Origin of the sequence: Methylobacterium sp. J-070 (assembly GCF_022829385.1) — a bacterium.
Lineage (GTDB): Bacteria > Pseudomonadota > Alphaproteobacteria > Rhizobiales > Beijerinckiaceae > Methylobacterium.
In genome coordinates this window covers 25,711-42,826 of the sequence record NZ_JAKSXX010000190.1, presented here as the reverse complement: position 1 = coordinate 42,826, position 17,116 = coordinate 25,711, and the positions used below count along the sequence as shown (strand labels likewise).

Annotated in this window: 16 protein-coding genes; 10 read left to right on the top strand and 6 right to left on the bottom strand. The window is 70.6% G+C overall.

Annotated features, from left to right (window positions below; genetic code table 11):
• Positions 1–174 precede the first annotated feature (174 nt).
• From MKL01_RS20510 to MKL01_RS20490, 5 genes are all read left to right on the top strand, one after another.
• Positions 175–1,245 (top strand): class II aldolase/adducin family protein, encoded by a 1,071-nt coding sequence (locus MKL01_RS20510; RefSeq protein ID WP_243907043.1) that lies wholly within the window; start codon positions 175–177, stop codon positions 1,243–1,245.
• Positions 1,167–2,420: an MFS transporter gene (locus MKL01_RS20505; RefSeq protein WP_243907042.1), complete on the top strand. Its 1,254-nt coding sequence runs from the start codon at positions 1,167–1,169 to the stop codon at positions 2,418–2,420. The genes MKL01_RS20510 and MKL01_RS20505 overlap by 79 nt, the downstream gene beginning before the upstream one ends.
• A 19-nt stretch (positions 2,421–2,439) precedes the next feature.
• Complete coding sequence (locus tag MKL01_RS20500) at positions 2,440–3,387, top strand: SMP-30/gluconolactonase/LRE family protein (protein ID WP_243907041.1); 948 nt, start codon at positions 2,440–2,442, stop codon at positions 3,385–3,387.
• A gap of 215 nt (positions 3,388–3,602) precedes the next feature.
• Positions 3,603–4,148, top strand: a complete 546-nt coding sequence (locus MKL01_RS20495) for a carboxymuconolactone decarboxylase family protein (RefSeq protein ID WP_243907040.1) — start codon at positions 3,603–3,605, stop codon at positions 4,146–4,148.
• Positions 4,145–4,963: an SDR family NAD(P)-dependent oxidoreductase gene (locus MKL01_RS20490; RefSeq protein WP_243907039.1), complete on the top strand. Its 819-nt coding sequence runs from the start codon at positions 4,145–4,147 to the stop codon at positions 4,961–4,963. The genes MKL01_RS20495 and MKL01_RS20490 overlap by 4 nt, the downstream gene beginning before the upstream one ends.
• A 96-nt stretch (positions 4,964–5,059) precedes the next feature.
• On the opposite strand, the gene MKL01_RS20485 is transcribed toward MKL01_RS20490, so the two are convergent.
• From MKL01_RS20485 to MKL01_RS20465, 5 genes are all read right to left on the bottom strand, one after another.
• A complete protein-coding gene (locus MKL01_RS20485) occupies positions 5,060–5,767 on the bottom strand; it encodes a GntR family transcriptional regulator (protein WP_243907038.1) in 708 nt (235 codons plus the stop codon).
• Between the two features lie 328 nt (positions 5,768–6,095).
• Complete coding sequence (locus MKL01_RS20480; RefSeq protein ID WP_243907037.1) at positions 6,096–6,863, bottom strand: molybdate ABC transporter substrate-binding protein; 768 nt, start codon at positions 6,861–6,863, stop codon at positions 6,096–6,098.
• Between the two features lie 343 nt (positions 6,864–7,206).
• Positions 7,207–8,526: an MFS transporter gene (locus MKL01_RS20475; protein WP_243907036.1), complete on the bottom strand. Its 1,320-nt coding sequence runs from the start codon at positions 8,524–8,526 to the stop codon at positions 7,207–7,209.
• 94 nt (positions 8,527–8,620) lie between these two features.
• Positions 8,621–9,466, bottom strand: coding sequence for an aspartate dehydrogenase (locus tag MKL01_RS20470; RefSeq protein WP_243907035.1), 846 nt, complete (start codon positions 9,464–9,466; stop codon positions 8,621–8,623).
• A gap of 142 nt (positions 9,467–9,608) precedes the next feature.
• Positions 9,609–10,958, bottom strand: coding sequence for an MFS transporter (locus MKL01_RS20465; RefSeq protein WP_243907034.1), 1,350 nt, complete (start codon positions 10,956–10,958; stop codon positions 9,609–9,611).
• Between the two features lie 131 nt (positions 10,959–11,089).
• Between MKL01_RS20465 and MKL01_RS20460 the strand changes: the two genes are divergently transcribed.
• Positions 11,090–12,199, top strand: a complete 1,110-nt coding sequence (locus tag MKL01_RS20460; protein WP_243907033.1) for an enolase C-terminal domain-like protein — start codon at positions 11,090–11,092, stop codon at positions 12,197–12,199.
• A gap of 17 nt (positions 12,200–12,216) precedes the next feature.
• Here MKL01_RS20460 and MKL01_RS20455 read toward each other — a convergent pair whose 3' ends face one another.
• On the bottom strand, positions 12,217–12,945 hold the full coding sequence (locus tag MKL01_RS20455; protein ID WP_243907032.1) for a GntR family transcriptional regulator: 729 nt from the start codon (positions 12,943–12,945) through the stop codon (positions 12,217–12,219).
• Between the two features lie 134 nt (positions 12,946–13,079).
• Between MKL01_RS20455 and MKL01_RS20450 the strand changes: the two genes are divergently transcribed.
• The 4 genes from MKL01_RS20450 to MKL01_RS20435 are packed head-to-tail and all read left to right on the top strand — an operon-like array spanning position 13,080 to position 17,111.
• Positions 13,080–14,045 (top strand): Bug family tripartite tricarboxylate transporter substrate binding protein, encoded by a 966-nt coding sequence (locus MKL01_RS20450; RefSeq protein WP_243907031.1) that lies wholly within the window; start codon positions 13,080–13,082, stop codon positions 14,043–14,045.
• A gap of 56 nt (positions 14,046–14,101) precedes the next feature.
• Positions 14,102–15,244, top strand: a complete 1,143-nt coding sequence (locus tag MKL01_RS20445; RefSeq protein ID WP_243907030.1) for a mandelate racemase/muconate lactonizing enzyme family protein — start codon at positions 14,102–14,104, stop codon at positions 15,242–15,244.
• Between the two features lie 11 nt (positions 15,245–15,255).
• The gene (locus MKL01_RS20440; RefSeq protein ID WP_243907029.1) at positions 15,256–16,152 is read left to right on the top strand and encodes a fumarylacetoacetate hydrolase family protein; all 897 of its coding nucleotides are present in this window, start codon (positions 15,256–15,258) and stop codon (positions 16,150–16,152) included.
• Complete coding sequence (locus MKL01_RS20435) at positions 16,149–17,111, top strand: NAD(P)-dependent oxidoreductase (protein ID WP_243907028.1); 963 nt, start codon at positions 16,149–16,151, stop codon at positions 17,109–17,111. Before MKL01_RS20440 ends, MKL01_RS20435 begins: the two co-directional genes overlap by 4 nt.
• Positions 17,112–17,116 lie beyond the last annotated feature (5 nt).

Sequence of the window (17,116 nt, the reverse complement as noted above, 5' to 3'; positions counted from 1 at the left end):
GGTCCCGCCCCGCCGCAGCGGCCCGATGGCGAGCGAGGCCGGGCGCCCGTCGGGGCCAGGGTCGGCGGGAGCGATAGAACAGCGGCGATGTGTCAGTGCGGTCCGTGCCAGCGCCTATACGGGTCTCCCCACATCATATCCAATATCCCTTATCTGATTGGGAGGGGGCGCTCGATGACCGTCGCAGCCAAGAGGTCGGTGTACGAACCCGATCAAGCCGGTCTGGCCTTCCCCCGCTACCCCGTGTTCGCTGATGCCGCTCAGGAGAGAAGGCACCGCAGGGTCCGCCTGGCCGCTGCCTGCAGGCTCTTCGCCGACCTGGGCTACGAGTACGGATTTGCCGGCCACATCACCGTCCGCGACCCGGAGGACCCGAACCTCTACTGGACCAATCCGTTCGCCCTGGAATTCGGGGCGGTGAAGGCGTCGGACCTCCTCCTCGTCGACCACGACGGCCGGGTGATCGAGGGCGCGCGCGCGGTGAACCGCGCCGGCTTCGTCCTGCACGCGGCGATCCACGCGGCGCATCCCGGCATCCTGGCCTCGTGTCACTGCCACACGATCAACGGCATGGCTTGGGCCGCCCTGGGCCGGCGCCTGGAACCGATCACCCAGACGGCCTGTGGCTTCTACGGCGATGGGCAGGCCCTGATCACCGAGGAAGCCGGCGCCGTGGTGGTGGAACGCGGGGCCGGCCACAGCGTCGCCGCCGCCTTTGGCAGCGATACCAAGGTCGCCATTCACCAGAACCACGGCCTGTTCAGCGCCGGCCAGGAGAGCGTCGAGGAGGCCGTCTGGTGGTTCGTCGCCGCCGAGCGGGCCTGCGAGATCCAGCTCAAGGCCGAGGCGACGGGCCATCCCCTCAAGCTCGTTCCCGAAGCCAATGCGGCGCATTCCGCCAAGCACCTCGCGACCCCGTTCATGGCCTGGCTGCACGCCCAGCCGATGTTCGACCGCACCTTGCGCCTGCATCCGGACGTGATCGACTTATCGACCGGTCCACGCCCCGGCGCGCACCCATGCGGCGCGTCGAGGATCGAGCGTCCGCCGTGCCGGCAACGCCTCGAAACTTCCATGTCGCCAAATATAAATCAAAATAAATATAACTACTGCATCGGGAGGTGCGAATGGGCAAGCGCCGTTATCTGTTGTATATCGGAATTTTCTTGCTCGTCGTCTTTAACTACGTGGATCGCGTCGCGCTATCGGTCGCGGCGCCGGCGATCGCGGCCGAATACAACCTGAATCCGGTCCAGGTCGGCTACCTCTTCTCGGCTTATCTCTGGACCTATGTGGTCTGCCTGATCCCGTGCGGGTTCCTGACCGATCGCTACGGGGCGAAGGTGGTCAACGGTGTCGGCGTGCTCGTGTGGTCCGGCGCGACGATCCTCACGGGGCTCGGGTCCGGCTTCGTCAGCCTTCTCGGCTCGCGCATGCTGATGGGCGCGGCGGAGGCGTCCACCTATCCGGCGGGCGGTCGCGTGCTGCGGGACTGGTCGCCGCGATCCGAGTTCGGTCTGGCGGCCACGATGCTCAACAGCGGCGGCTATGCGGGGCCGGCGTTCGGGACCTTGCTGCTCGGCTGGGTGGTGTCGGTCCAGGGCTGGCGGTGGGGTTTCTATACGGCCGGCCTGCTGGGGCTGGTCTGGCTGGTCGGTTGGCTGATCTGGTACCGCGGGCCGGAGACGGCGACCTTCGTCGGCGAGGACGAGCGCGCCTTCATCCTGCGCGAGCGCGATTCCGGGGCGAAATCGGGTGGCTCGGCGGACGGGTTCGGCGTGCTGTTGCGGTCGCGCAGCATGATCGCCGTCGCGGTCACGCAAGGCTGCGCCGTCTACACGCAGATCGTGTTCCTGACCTGGCTGCCGAGCTATCTCGCCAACGTCAAGCACATGTCGATCGTGAAGTCGGGCCTGTTCACGGCGTTCCCGTACTTCGCAGCGACCGTCTTCGCGTGGGTCCTCGCCCATCTGAGCGATCGGGCACTGGCAGCGGAGGGCGGCTCGAGTACGGGGCGGCGGCGGCGGATCGTCGTCGTGTCGATGCTCAGCGCGGCCGTGATCCTGGCGGCACCGTTCGTCGACAGCACCCCGATGATCCTCGGCCTGATCACCATCTCGCTGACCGGCTTGGCGACGGGCATCTCGCTCAACATCGCCCTGGCCGCCGATCTGCTGCGGTCGCCGTCGAGTGCCGGCAAGGCCATGGCGATCCAGATCACCGGCGGGAACATGTTCGGTCTCATCGCGCCGATCGCCACGGGCTACATCATCGCGGCGACGGGGAGCTACGACCTCGCCTTCGTCGCCGGCGGCGCGCTGCTGGTGACGGGGGCCCTCATCACGCTGACCCTGACGCATGCCCCGATCGGTGGCGACCGCCCCGCGCCGGCGGTCGTCCCCGCGCTGCGCCGCGCTTGAGATCGGAACGGAGGCCCCGATGTACGCAGCCCCGCCCGTCTGCCCGACCACGGTCTTCGCCAGCTACCCCGAGGCGTGGCGGGTCGCCACGGCGGAGAACGAGTGGATCCGCACGCAGCCCGCGCGCATGCCGACCGGGTCGTTCCTGGAGGGGCCGTCCTTCGATCGCGACGGGAACCTCTGGTGCGTCGACATCCCGAACGGACGCATCCTGCGCGTGGCGCCGGACGGCGGGTTCACAATCTGCGCCGAGTACGATGGCTGGCCGAACGGCCTCAAGATCCACCGCGACGGGCGGATCTTCGTCGCCGACTACAAGAACGGCATCATGGTCGTCGATCCGGCCTCCGGCACGGTCCAGCCGTTCCTCCTGCGGGTCGGCCCCGAGCGGTTCAGGGGCGTCAACGATCTGTTCTTCTCCCGCGACGGCGATCTCTACTTCACCGATCAGGGGCTGACCGGCTGGCAGGACCCGGGCGGACGCCTCTTCCGCGTTCGCGCGGACGGGTCCGTGACCTGCATCCTGGACGGCATCCCCAGCCCGAACGGCCTCGTCATGAACCTCGCTGAGGACACGCTGTACCTCGCGGTGACGCGGGCCAACGCGGTCTGGCGGGTCCCGCTGATGCGGGACGGGACGGCCGCGAAGGTCGGCACCTTCATCCAGATGTCGGGGGGAGCCGGGCCGGATGGGCTCGCCCTCGATGCCGACGGCCGCCTCGCGGTCGCCCACGCCGGAAAGGGCGCCGTCTGGCTGTTCGACGCCACGGGGGAGCCGGTGCTGCGCATCGCCTCCTGCGCCGGCCTGCACACCACCAACGTGGCGTTCGGTGGCGCGGACGGACGAGCGCTGTTCATCACCGAATCCGGCTCGGGCTCCATCCTGCGCGCCGACCTGGAGACGCCCGGGCACACGATGTTCTCCCACGCGCCAAGGTTCTCCCAAGCGCCCAGGAGCGGGGCGTGAGGGTCGGCCCGGTCGGCTGCACGGTCGGCGCCGGATCCCGCAGGCTTCCCGCCGCCCGCGATCGGATCGCGCGGGAGCGCCGTGGCTGATGGCGGCACGCAGCGGCCTCGCTCGGGGCTTCGTCCCGCCGTCCAATCCCGCCCCGAGGCGTGCGGAGCCGCCGCGCCGGGCAGCCCCGGTGCGATCCCGGACTCATCCACACGGAGGGGACACAGATGGCCCGCCTTCCCTACGCCGACCCGGATCGACCGGAGGCGGCCGAGCTCGTCGCCCGCATCAAGGCCCAGCGCGGCGGAGTGCTGCACCTCTACGCCATGCTGCTGCACAGCCCGCCGGTGGCCGACGGCTGGCTGCATTTCCTCACCGCCATCCGCCAGCGCTGCGCCCTGCCGGGCGCGCTGCGCGAGCTCGTGATCCTGCAGGTCGCCCACCTCAACGGGGCCCCCTACGAGGCCGAGCAGCATACCCCGATCGCCCTGCGCGAGGGGTTGAGCCCGGCACAGGTCGACGCCCTCCCCGACTGGGAAACGTCCGACGCGTTCGAGCCGGCGCAGCGCGCGGCCCTGGCCTACTGCGATGCGATGACCCGGACGATCCACGTCCCGGCGGACGTGTTCGCGGACCTGCGCGCCCATTTCGACCCGCGGGCGATCGTCGAGCTCACCGCGACGGTCGGGGCCTACAACATGGTCTCGCGCTTCCTCGAAGCGATCGGCATCAGCTCGACCGACGACATGGGCGCGGGGCGGGCCGAACGATGACGGACCCCTTCTCCCTCGACGGCAAGGTCGCGCTCATCACCGGCTGCGGCTCGCAGGGGCCCGGGTGGGGCAACGGCAAGGCCACCGCCGTGACCTTCGCCCGGCGCGGGGCCGCCGTCTACGGCGTCGATCTGAACGCCGAGGCGGCGGAGGAGACGCGCCGCCTCGTCGAGGCCGAGGGGGGCCGCTTCGCGGTCGGGATCGGCAGCGTCACCGATCGCGCGACGGTCGAGGGCTTCGTGGCCGACTGCCGCGCCCGCTTCGGGCGCCTCGACATCCTCGTCAACAACGTCGGCCTGTCCATTCCCGGCAGCCCAGCCGTGATGACCGAGGAAGACTGGGACGCGCAGATCGAGATCAATTTGAAGAGCGCGTTCCTGTGCACGCGGTCGGTCCTGCCGGGCCTGGTCGAACAAGGTGGGGGCGCGGTGGTCTCCATCGCCTCGACCGCGGCGATCCGCTACAGCGGCAAGCCGCAGGCCGCCTACGCCGCGGCCAAGGCCGGTCTCGTCCAGTTCAGCCGCGTGACGGCGGTCGAGTTCGCGGCCCGCGGCGTGCGCCTCAACTGCGTGCTGCCGGGTCTGATCGAGACGCCGCTGGTCGAGCGGCTCGCGCGACAGTTCGCATCCGCGGAGACCGGGCTCGACCGCGACGCATTCTACAGGCGGCGCCACCAGCAACCGCCGATGGGACGGATGGGCGAGGCGTTCGATGTGGCCCACGCAGCCCTGTACCTCGCCTCCGACGCGGCCAAGTACGTGACCGGCACCGAGATCCTCGTGGACGGCGGCCTGTGCGCGACCGTACCGGGCTAGAGCGATGCGTTCGTCATCGGGCGCGGCATCCGAGCCGGACGACCCCGTTCGGCCTGCGCCTGGCACGCGGTCGGCGCGGTCGAACGGCCATCGATCCTAATCGACAGCGGCGGATCGTGACGGTCGCGTGGGGATGCCGCGCGTATCGGACTTCGCGAGCGCTTTCCGCAGGGCCGGCACGGCATGCGTCCGATGCTCCACCAGGCGCCGTTGCAACGTTCGAAGGTCACCGGATCTGGCGGCTTCGTAGATGTCGACATGCTCGCGGTGCATCAGGGTCCGATTGTCCACATCGCAGAAGTAGACGGCGCGATAGGGATCCGACGCGTCCCAGAGCTGCTCGAGAATCCTGAGCAGACGGGGCATCCTGCAGGCGTTGTAGAGCGCGAAGTGAAACCGCCGATTGGCCGCGGTCAAGGCCGCGACATCGTCGTGTTTCATGGCGGCGCGCATCTGCGCCATGCTCTGCGCCATGAGCGCGAGGTCGGCCGCGGTCAGGTTCGGGAATCCCACCTCCGTGGCCTCCGCCTCGAGCAGATCGCGCAGGCGGTATATCTCGACCAGCTCGTCCAGGTTCAGATCGACTACGAAGTAGCCGCGGTGCGGTTCGTAGATGAGTTGCCCCTCCCCCTCGAGCGTGCGGAGGGCCTCGCGGACCGGCACGCGGCTGACGCCGAGTTCCTCCGCCAGAACGTCCTGCCGGAGTTGCTCGCCGGGCGAGAAGATCCCGGCGATCAGGCGGCGCCGCAGTTCGGTGAGGACGGCGGCCTGCGCCGTCGGCGGCTTCTGGAACAGCTTGTCCACCCTACGCGTCCGGCCTCTTCTGGTGGCATCCGCGAGTATCCCCGCCTCAACTGCCCCGCGCCCTGCCCTAGCACGCGGGCGTGCCCGGCTCACCGTGTCGTGTCGCGTCCGCCGCCAGTCCGGAAGCAGGCCAGATGCCGGACGTCCCGGGTTCTCCGACCGGTGGATCGATAGCGGTGAGGTAACCCCGGTCGCGGGGCGGACCATGGTCGGCGCAGGGCGGCAGAGGGGATCACACCGGGTCAAGAACCTCCAGCGCGTCCGCCGGCCCGGCGATCGCGCCGGCTGCGCGACCTCACGGCGTGCTCACGCGCGACACAGCCCGCGCTCAGCGCGGTCCGACGTCCCAACCTGCCTTCTTCAGCCGGTCGGAGCCGGTCGGCCCCGTCACGAAGGCGATGAAGGAGAGCGCCTCGCGCGGGTTTCGTGTCCGCGTCGTGACGGCGGCGGCGTAGGGCGTGATCGCGTTGACGGCCTCCGGCAGGAAGCCCGCGAACGCCAGGCCGGGCACGTCGAGGAGCTCGCTGGCCTGCGTCAGGCCGAGGGCCGCCCTGCCCGAGGCGACGGCCGCGGCGACATCGGCTCCGGTGGCGCAGAGCACCGCTTTGGCGTGCACCGCGTCGGCGACGCCGAGCCGCGCCAGCATCCCGTCGAAGTAGGCGCCCGATGTTCCGCCGCCCTTCGGATCGATGTAGGCTACGGCGGGTGCCGCGAGGAGCGCGGCGCGTAAAGGCGCCTCCCCTGTGAGGTCAGGCAGAGCGGTCCCGGACTTGACGGCGGCGCCGAGCCGCATCCGTGCGACTTCGACCTTGGTCTCCGCGCGAACATCGTCGCGCGCGACGAGCGTGTCGACGCCGGCCGAGGCGGTCATGACCACGTCGGCGTCTTCATGCGCGGCAAGCTTGGCGAGGACGCCGCCCGCATTGGTGATCGTCAGGACGATGTGGTCGCCGGTCTGCCGCTCGAATGGCGCGGCGAGGTCGCGCAGGCTCGACGCGTAGACCCCCGTCGCGAGCACGCGGATGTCGGCGGCCGCCGCGGGCGTGCTCAGCGCAGCCATGCAGCAGGCGATCGACAGCAGCTGAGCGCGGCGCATGGCATCTCTCCTCGGGCGCGACGCCCCCAGTTCGCGGACCGGCGTGATGTGCGCGATGTTGGAGCACGAAGCGCCGCGATCGACAAACGACGGGCCTCGTCGACCGCCGTCCGTCCCCCCCACCGGACGCACCCTCCCCCGTCTGAACGGGGATCCGGAGATGGCGCCGGGACGCGTCTTGTCGCGGCATCGCCGCTCGGTCGCCTGGGGAAGCGATCCCGGACGTCGATGGCGGGCTGCCGGCCACATGGCGAAGAGCCGGCGGTGATCGAAGCCCGGGCTTGCGTCCCATATCGCCCCACGAATTCCCGCGCGCGCCGCGGCGCGGGGCGTGCTTTGCGGTCTACGCCCGCCCGCCCGGCAGGACGGGGATCATCGGGGCGCGCGTGCGGCCCAGTCCCAACGCCAGCGCCGCCCCCGTAGCCGTGACCAGCGCAAGCGGCAGCAGGCCCAGCGCGTAGCTGCCGCTCGCGTCCTTGATCACGCCCATCAGATACGTCCCGACGAAGGCGCCGAGATTGCCGATGGCGTTGATCTGCGCGATCCCGGCCGCGGACGCGCCCGGCGGCAGCCATTCCGTGACCAGCGCCCAGAACGGACCCTTGACGGCGTAGGTCCCCAGGATCGCCAGGAACAGGATCGCGACCGTCGGCCCGAGCCCCTGCGCGGCCAGCGCCGCCGCGAGGCAGAGCGCGGTCAGAGCCTGCGGTCCGGCGACGTGCCAGGCCCGCTCCCCCGTGCGGTCCGAGTGGCGGGCCCAGAGCACCATCAGCCCGGCCGCGATCCCGAACGGCACCGAGTTGAGCAGCCCGATCTCCATGGTGGTGAGGCCGTAGGACTTGAAGATCTGCGGCTGCCAGATCGACAGGCACGCGCTCGCGCCGACGCTGCCGGCGAAGATCAAGCCCGCCGCCAGCACGCGCCGATCGGAGATCACCCGCCAGACGGAGGGGCGGACCGCGGGCTGCTCCGCGCGCTCAGCCGCCAAGCGCCCGGTGAGCCATCCGCGCTGCGCGTCGTCGAGCCAGGGCGCCCGGTCCGGCCCCTCCGGGAGGAACCGGAGGACGAGCAGGCCCAGCACCACGGCAGGCATCGCCTCGACGATCGACATCAGCTGCCAGCCGCGCAGACCCAGCCAGCCGTCGAGCCCGAGCAGCGCCGCCGAGAGCGGCGAGCCGACGAAGTTCGACAGGGGCACGGCCACCGCGAAGAGGGCGATGACCCGGGCGCGGTAGGCCTTCGGGAACCAGCGCGTCAGGTAGAAGATCACGCCGGGATAGAACCCCGCCTCCGCCGCGCCGAGCAGGAAGCGCACCGCGCAGAACGAGACCGGCCCGACGACCAGCGCGGTCGCGCCGGAGATCAACCCCCAGGTGATCATGATCCGGGCGAGCCACAGCCGGGCGCCGAACCGCTCGAGCATCAGGTTGGAGGGCACCTCGAACAGGAAGTAGGCGACGAAGAACAGCCCCGCGCCCAGGCCGAAGACCGACGCCGACAGGCCGGCATCGGCGTTCATCTGGAGCGCCGCGAAGCCGACGTTGACCCGGTCGATGAACGCGACGAGGAAGCCCAACATCAACAGCGGCATGATCCGCAGCGTGACGCGCCGCATCGTCGCCCGCTCGATCGCGGACACAGTCTCGTCGCTCGTCGATGTCACGAACGGCTCCAGGTCTGGAGGGGCACCTGCGCGCGGACCCTGGCCCGGGCGCATGCGATCGACAGCACGGGGTGTGCCAGTCAGGCTTGGCCTGTCAGGTACCGACCCGGAGCGGGGCGGCGAGCTTGCGCAGGTAGGCGATGACCGACAGGGCCGTGATGCGGCCCGTGCGGGGATTCTCGTCGGTCGGCACGTTCTCGATCGTCATCGCGAAGCGCGCCGCATCGGCCTCGACCTCGATGCGGTGGGTGTTGCGGTCGAGGATGGGGTCGGCCCAGATCTCGAGTTCGGTCCGGTCCGGGCCGATGCCGGCGAGCGAGAGCGCAACCGCGACGTTGAGGTTTGCCGGAAACCCGCGGGCCGCCTCGCGCGGGCTGCCCGCGAAGACCCGCATCGGCTCGGTGATGCCGGCGATCACGATGCCGTTTTCCACCAGGTAGGGCGCGCCGACGAGGCCGCGCACGGGTTTGCGGGTGATCATGCGCACCGTATGGATCGTGCCCTCCGCGGCCGCCGTCACGGCGTCGAGGCCGAGCAAGGCGCCGGTCGGGACGACGATCTGACCCCCGTGGGCGCGGGCGAGCTCGACGAGGTCCTCGTGGTCGAGGAGTGCCCCGCAACTCAGGACGACGGCCGTCTTGCCCGCCGTCACGAACGGCCGCACGATCGCCGGGAGATGCTGGGACGGCGCGCATTCCAGCACGATGTCGGCCCGCGGCTCCAGGGCGTCGAACGCGGTGACGACCTCAGGCGGCTCAGCCAGTGCCGCGAGTTCGGCGCGGGCCTTCGCGGCGTCGCGAACCGCGACGGCGGTCAGGCTCAAACCGGGTATGGCGCCCCCATCGAGCGCGCGCGCCACGGCCCGCCCGACGGTGCCGAGGCCGGCGATCGCGACGCGCCCGCCGCGGATCGGCGATCTGGCTGTTTCCTGCAGCGGCATGCTGGGTTCCCGTTCATCGAGGCCGGAGCGGCCGGCCGCCGCAACCCTCTGCATCGGCCGTGCCGGGGGACGACACGGATCGGCCCTCATCTTGGACCGCCGGCACACCGGCGTAGCACGCCACGCGGCGCGCGGACGGCGCTCACGGCTCGACCGCCACCGGCGTCGTCGGATTCACCGGCGGCCCGAAGCGGCTTGAAGACGCCGAGGGCGTCGGGCGTCCGAGCAGGAGGACGGCGACCGTGGCCACGGCGGTCACGCCAGCGAGCGGCAGGAGCGCCAAGGGCCAGCTTCCGGTCGCATCCTTGATCGCCCCGGTCGCCCAGCTCGTGAAGAAGCTCGCCCCGGTGCCCACCGCGTTGATCTGCGCGATCCCCGCCACTGCCGCGCGCGAGGACAGCCATTCGGTGGTGAGCGCCCAGAAGGGGCCGCGCGACGCCGAGACGCCGAACAGGGCCAGGCACAGCAACAGCACGGTCGGGGCCAAGCCGTGCAGGACGAGGCAGAGGCATAGACCCAGCGTCGTCAGGGCGGTGGGGACGGCCGTGTGCCAGACGCGCTCGTCGCGCCGGTCGGAACTCCGGCCGCCCGCGTACATCGCCAGCGCGGCGAGCGCGAACGGGATCGCGTTCACGAGGCCGACCTCCGTCGTCGAGAGGCCGAACGACTTCAGGAATTGCGGTTGCCACAACGACAGGCCTGCGTTGGCGGTGGCTTGGCCCGCGTAGATCAGCGACAGTACCAGAACGGTGCGGTCGCCCATCACCGCCCAGACGGAGGTCTTCTCGATGCTGGTCCGTGCGGCCGCGTCGGCGGCGAGCCGGTCGGCGAGCCAGGCCTTGTGCTCCGGATCGAGCCAGCCCGCCTGCGCCGGCGCGTCGGTCAGCCAGACGAGGCCGACGAGGCCGATCAGCACGGCAGGGATCGCCTCGACGATGAACAGCCACTGCCAGCCGGAGAGGCCGAGCCAGCCGTCCAGTCCGAGCAGCGCTGCCGAGAGCGGCGAGCCGACGATGCCGGCCACGGGGCTCGCGACCATGAACAGGCCGATGACCCGTGCCCGCTCCCGGGCCGGGAACCACTGCATCAGGTAGAGGATCACGCCGGGCACGAAGCCGGCTTCCGCCGCACCCAGCAGGAAACGCAGCACGCAGAACGAGACCGGCCCCGACGTCAGCGCCATCGCTCCGGAGACGAGCCCCCACGTGATCATGATCCGCGCGAGCCACAGGCGCGCCCCGACCCGGACCATCGCGAGATTGCTCGGCACCTCGAACAGCAGGTAGGCGATGAAGAACATCCCGCCGCCGAGGCCGAACGCGCTCGCTGTCAGCCCGACCTCCCGGTTCATCTGCAGGGCGGCGAAGCCCGCGTTGACCCGGTCGATGTAGTTGGCGAGGTAACTCAGCGCCAAAAACGGCAGCAACCGCAGGCTGATCCTGCGCAGAGCTTCACGGCCGACCGGGTCAGCCGTCGTCGACGGGTTGCTCACGGTTTCCTCCCAGTACTCAGGCCGGCCTGCGTCTCGACGCGCTGGTCGCGGCGGCTTTAGAAGGGCGATGGCCCGAACGCGCCGGAGAGCGAAGGCCGCATCCGCGGTGGCCCGGGGCCGGAGGCGACGCCATGCGCATACGAGATGTCACGGTCACCCTGTTCGGCTGGGACGACATCCCGCCGACGCGCTACTCCGGGCGCACGGCGCGCGCGGTGGGCAGCAGCCAGCTCGGGCTTGTCACGATCCACACCGACGAGGGCATCGAGGGGCATGCCTTCCTCGGCTCGGCTTACGGACCGGCCGATCTCGACGCACCGCTTCTCGTCCGGGTGCTCAAGCCGGTGCTCATGGGGCGCGATCCCCTCGACCGCGAGCGCCTGAACCAGGAGCTGTGGGCGCGCGTGCGCGCGGCCTCCGTCCGGACGATCGGAGCGCTCGACGTCGCCCTGTGGGACCTCGCCGGCAAGGTCGCCGGACTGCCGATCCACCGGCTCATCGGCACCTATCGCGACCGCGTGCCTGCCTACGCGAGCTCGCAGATCCTCGACGCGGCCTCCGCCTACGTCGAGCAGGCGCACGCGTACCGCGAGGCCGGCTGGAGCGCCTACAAGATCCACCCGCCTCAGACCTGGCGCGAGGACATCGCGATCTGCGAGGCGGTGCGGGCCGGGATGGGCGAGGATTTCACGCTGATGCTCGATGCCTGCTGGGGCTATTCCTACGAGCAGGCGCTGCGGGTCGGCCGCGCGATCGAGGCGGCGGGCTACTACTGGTACGAGGATCCGCTCGCGGATTCCGACCTCTACGGCTACGTCAAGCTCAAGGCCAAGCTCGACGTCCCGATCATGGCGACCGAGTATCCGCAGGCCGGCTTCGATGCCTACGCGCCCTGGATCCTGCAGCGGGCCACCGATTTCCTGCGCGGCGACGTGGCGGTGAAGGGCGGCATCACCACACTCGTCAAGGCGGCCCATCTCGCTGAAGCGTTCGGGATGAACTTCGAGGTCCACCACGGCGGCAACTCGCTCAACAACGTCGCCAACCTCCACGTCATCATGGCGATCCGCAACACCGAGTTCTTCGAGGTGCTGCTGCCGGATGCGGCGCAGAAGTACGGGCTCGCAGCGGACATCGCGGTCGATGCCGCCGGCATGGTGCATGCGCCGACGGCGATCGGTCTTGGAGCGGAGATCGACCGCGATCTCATTCGCGCGAAGACCAAGGCTGTCCTCACGTGAGGGCTCACCCATCCCGGTCATGATGTTGCGTGCGTCGCCCTGCGCCCCCGCGGCGGGTGGCTCACGGCCGGGTCGGCGATGAGCCCGGCGGCGTCCGCGAGCCCGGCGATGTAGCGGCCCGCCTCGCGGATATCCTGTCGGATCGCCGTGGCCGCCGCGTCAGCATCGCCGGTGCGCAGGGCCGACAGCGCGGCGGTATGCAGATCGCTGCCCTTCTCCAGCAGCACGTAGTCCGGGATGACGTAGGTCAGGACCGGACCGCACCGCAGCCAGATGTTCTCGATCAGCCCCTCCAGGATCGGCATGCGCGCCAAGGCGTAGAGCTCGAAGTGGAAGCGCCGGTGCAGATCGAGGTACGCGTCGAGGTTCTGGTCCCGGATGAGGGCCTTCATTTCGGCGAGCAGGTCGTCGAGGACGCCGAGATCGCCCGGTGCCGCGCGCTCGGCCGCGCGGGCCGCGGCCCGACCTTCGAGGTCGCAGCGGATCGTCAGCAACTCGTCGAAGCGCTCCACGTCCATGCGCGGGACCACGGCGCCGCCGCCCTGGCCGGAGCTGCCGCGCTCGAGCACGTGCTCGGCGATCAACCGGTTGACCGCATCGCGGACCGGCGTGAGGCTGATGCCGAGTTCGGCCGCCACCTCGCGCAGGAGGATCCGCTCCCCCGGCCCGAACCGTCCGCCGAGCATGGCTGTTCGCAGCTCCGCGTAGGCCTGATCCCAGAGTGGCAGTCGCTCGACCTGTCTCAACGGCGTTGCCCCCTGCCCCATAAACAACCCGCCCGTCGCGGATCGACAGCGGCCGGCGAGAACCGGATCGACCACGCTTGACATCCTAGCCGGCTTCCATCGTTATAACAAACAACGAAGACGTGAGGAACGCCATGCTGACCCGCCGCAGCCTCGTCGGAAGCCTCGCCCTGGGGGCACTCGGCGCGCGGACCGCCCTGGCGCAGTCGGGCTTCCCGGCGCGCGAGATCACCTTCGTCGTGCCCTGGAACGCGGGCGGCTCGAACGACATCCTGGCGCGCGGTCTGCAGCCGTTGCTCAAGGAGCGCGGGATCACGATCATCGTCGAGAACCAGCCCGGCGCTACCGGCGCGATCGGGATGCGACGCGTGGCGACGGCGAACCCGGACGGCTACACGCTCGGCATGGGGACGAGCTCGACGCTCGCCTACATGGCCGAGGGCAAGACGCCGCTGAAGAGCAGCCAGTTCACCCACATCGCCCGGGTCTCGATCGACCCGCTGATGCTCCTCGTCCCCGGGTCGAGCCCCTACCAGACCCTCGACGATTTTCTCGCTCACATGAAGAAGAACCCGGGCAGCGTGTCGATCGGCACGCCGGGCAACTACAACCTCAACCACATCTTCGCCTCGATGACCGCCCGGGCGGCGGGTGTCGCCTACATTAACGCGCCGTACACGGGCGGGGCCAAGGTCATCACCGATCTCGCCGGCGGACAAATCCAGGCCGCGGTTCTCAAGCCCGCGGAGTCGCTCGGGCAATTGCAGCAGGGCCTCGTGCGCGCGCTCGGCGTGTTCGCCGACGAGCGCCTCCGGCAGTTCCCCGACGTGCCGACCTTCAAGGAGCGCGGCTACGACGTGTTCCCGTTCGGCCCGGTCGTGCAGATGGCCTACGTGGTCGCCCCCGCCAAGCTCCCGCCGGAGGTGCGCGCCAAGCTGATCGACGGGTTTACCGCCGCGATCGGGGACCAGCGCTTCAAGGATTTCGCCGAGCGCAACGCCTTCCTGATCGCGCCGCTGACGGGCGATGCGCTGACCGCCGAGGTCGATCAGGTCGAGCAGTCGATCAAGGTCGTGGCCGAGAAAGTCTTCAAATCCTGAGCCGACGCGCCTCTCCGAGCGCTCGAACGATCTGAATAATTAGCGGGACGGACATTGTGACCAAGATCAAGACGATCACCTGCCATGTCGTGACCACGCCGATCAAGCGGCCGTTCACCTCCTCGCGCGGCTGGCTCTACAAGACCCGCGGCACCTGCCTCGTGGAGATCGAGACGGCGGACGGGATCGTCGGCTGGGGCGAGTGCTACGGCCCGTCCGCGGTGGCCAAGGCGTTCATCGACACGCAGCTCGCGCCCCGCGTGATCGGTCAGGACCCGTTCGACGTCGAGGTCGTCTGGGAGGATCTCTACAACCGGATCAAGGATTACGGGCCGAAGGGCATGTCGATCGCCGCGATCAGCGGCATCGACATCGCGCTGTGGGACATCATCGGCAAGAGCGTCGGCAAGCCGGTGCACAAGCTCATCGGAGGCGCCTTCCGCACCAGCGTCGACGCCTACGCGACCGGGCTGTACTTCACCGACATGGACCGCCTCGTCGAGGAGGCGGTCGAGGAGGCGCGCGGCTACGTCGAGGCCGGCTTCAAGGCCGTGAAGATGAAGATCGGCCTCGGCTCGATCGAGCGCGACATCGCCCGCGTGGCGGCGGTCCGCGAGGCGGTCGGCCCGGACATCCGCCTCATGGTCGACGCCAACCACTCCCTGTCGGTGCCGACCGCCATCCGCATGGGACGGCGGCTGGAGGAGCTCGGCATCGAGTGGTTCGAGGAGCCGATCTCGCCGGAGGATCTCGACGGCTATGTCGAGGTGACCCGCGCCCTCGACATCGCGGTGGCCGGCGGCGAGAACGAGTTCACCCGCTGGGGCTTCCGCGACGCGATCACGCGCAAGGCGATGGACATCGTCCAGCCGGACGTGTGCGCGGCCGGCGGCATCACCGAGTGCAAGAAGATCGCCGCGATGGCGACGGCGCACGGCGTCGAGTGCGTGCCCCACGCCTGGGGCTCGGTGGTCGGCCTGGCCGCGACCATCCACTTCCTCGCCTCGATTCCCGATCAGCCGCCCTGCCTGTTCCCGGTGTCGCCGATGCTCGAGTTCGAGCAGGAGGAGAACCCGTTCCGGGATCACCTCGCCCTCGAGCCGATCCGGCAGGTCGGCGGCAAGGTCGCGGTCCCCACCGCGCCGGGACTCGGGGTTGAGGTCGACCGCGCCGTGATCGACCGCTACCGCGCCGCCTGAGGCACGACGCAATGCGCTTCGTCACCTTCACGAGCGACGGCACTGACCGGGCAGGCATCCTGCTCGGCGACGCCAGCGGGCTGGACGATACGGTCGTCGACCTCGCCCACCCCGCGATGCGGTCCGCGCTCGCCGGCTGCGCGCCCCAGGTCCTCGACCTGATCCGCTCCGGGCTGGCCGATGCCGCAGCCCGCCTGCGCGATCACGCCATTCCCGAAGCGGCGCGCCTCCCGCTGCGGTCGGTGCGCCTGCGCGCGCCGCTGCCCTCCCCAGGCCGGATCTTCGGGATCGCACACAACTACGTGGACGCGCTGGCCGAGCGCGGCGCGCCCCATCCGGCCGAGCCGTTCCTGTTCATGAAGGAGCCGTGGACGGTGATCGGGCCGGGCGAGCCCGTGGTGCTGCCGCCGGGCATCGGCGGCTGCACCTACGAGGCCGAGATCGCCGCGGTGATCGGCAGTCGGGCCGATCACGTCGCCGCGCAGGACGCGCTGGCCCATGTCTGCGCCTATGGCGTGTTCAACGACGTCAGCGCCAGCGAGCTGATCCGCCGCGAGGGCTTCGGCCCGGGCAAGAACATCGCGACCTTCGGCCCGTTCGGTCCCTACCTCGCCACCAGCGACGCGGTGCCCGACCCGCAGGCGCTGCGGATCGGGCTGTCGATCGACGGGGTGAGCCTGCAGGACTCCACCACGGCCCGGATGCTGTTCTCGGTGGCCGACCTCGTCGCCCACCTGTCGCGGCAGACGGTGCTGGAGCCGGGCGACGTCATCGCCACCGGCACGCCGGCGGGGATCGCGGCTCTGCGCCAGCCGCCGGCCTGGATCCGGCCCGGCACGACGATGACCGCCTGGGTCGAGGGGCTCGGCGCCCTGATCAGCCCGGTCGTCGCGGGGGAAGGTCCATGAGCGAACGTCCCGTGGTCCTGTTGACCAACCCGATCCATCCGGATGCCGAGGCGATGCTGGCGGCCCATGCCCGCCCCGTCACCGCGCCCGATCCGAGTCCCGAGACCCTGCGGAGGCTGGTCGCGCAGGCCGAGGGTCTCGTGGTGCGGGTCAAGCTCCCGGACGACATCCTCGAGGGCGCGACGCGGCTGCGCGGCATCGTCCGCCACGGCGTCGGCCTCGACATGATCCCCGTCGCGGCGGCGACCGCACGCGGCATCCCCGTGGCCAACCTGCCCGGCAGCAACACGCAAGCCGTGGCCGAGTACGTGTTCGCGGCGCTGTTCCACCTGCGCCGCCAGGTCTGGCGCCTCGACGGCGGCCTGCGCGCGGAGGGATGGGGCGCCGTGCGGCCGATCGCCGACGGTCTCGCCGAGATCGGCGGCAGCACCCTCGGGATTCTGGGCTTGGGCGAGATCGGCGGCCGCGTCGCGCGGATCGCCCATCACGGCTTCGGCATGCGCGTGCTCGGGGCCTCCCGCAGCGGCGCGACGCTCGGCGGTCTCGTCGAGGCGGTCGATTTGGAGACCCTGTTCGCGCAGAGCGACGCCGTGGTGGTCGCCTGCCCGCTCACCGACGCGACGCGCGGTCTCGTCGACGCCGGGCTGATCGGCCGGATGCGGTCGGGCGCCGTCCTCATCAACGTCGCCCGCGGCCCCGTGGTCGACGCGGCCGCGCTCGCCGCAGCCCTGCACGTCGGGGCGCTCGGCGGTGCGGCGCTCGACGTGTTCGACGTGCAGCCGCTGCCCTCCGATGATCCACTCCGCGCCTGCCCGAACCTGCTGCTCACCCCGCACGTGGCCGGCATCACGCAGACCAGCTCACGCGCCATGAGCGTCGGCGCCGTCGAGGAGATGCTGCGCATCCTGCGCGGCGAGCGCCCGCGCAACCTCGTGAACCCCGAAATCCTGCCCGCCTGAGGGAA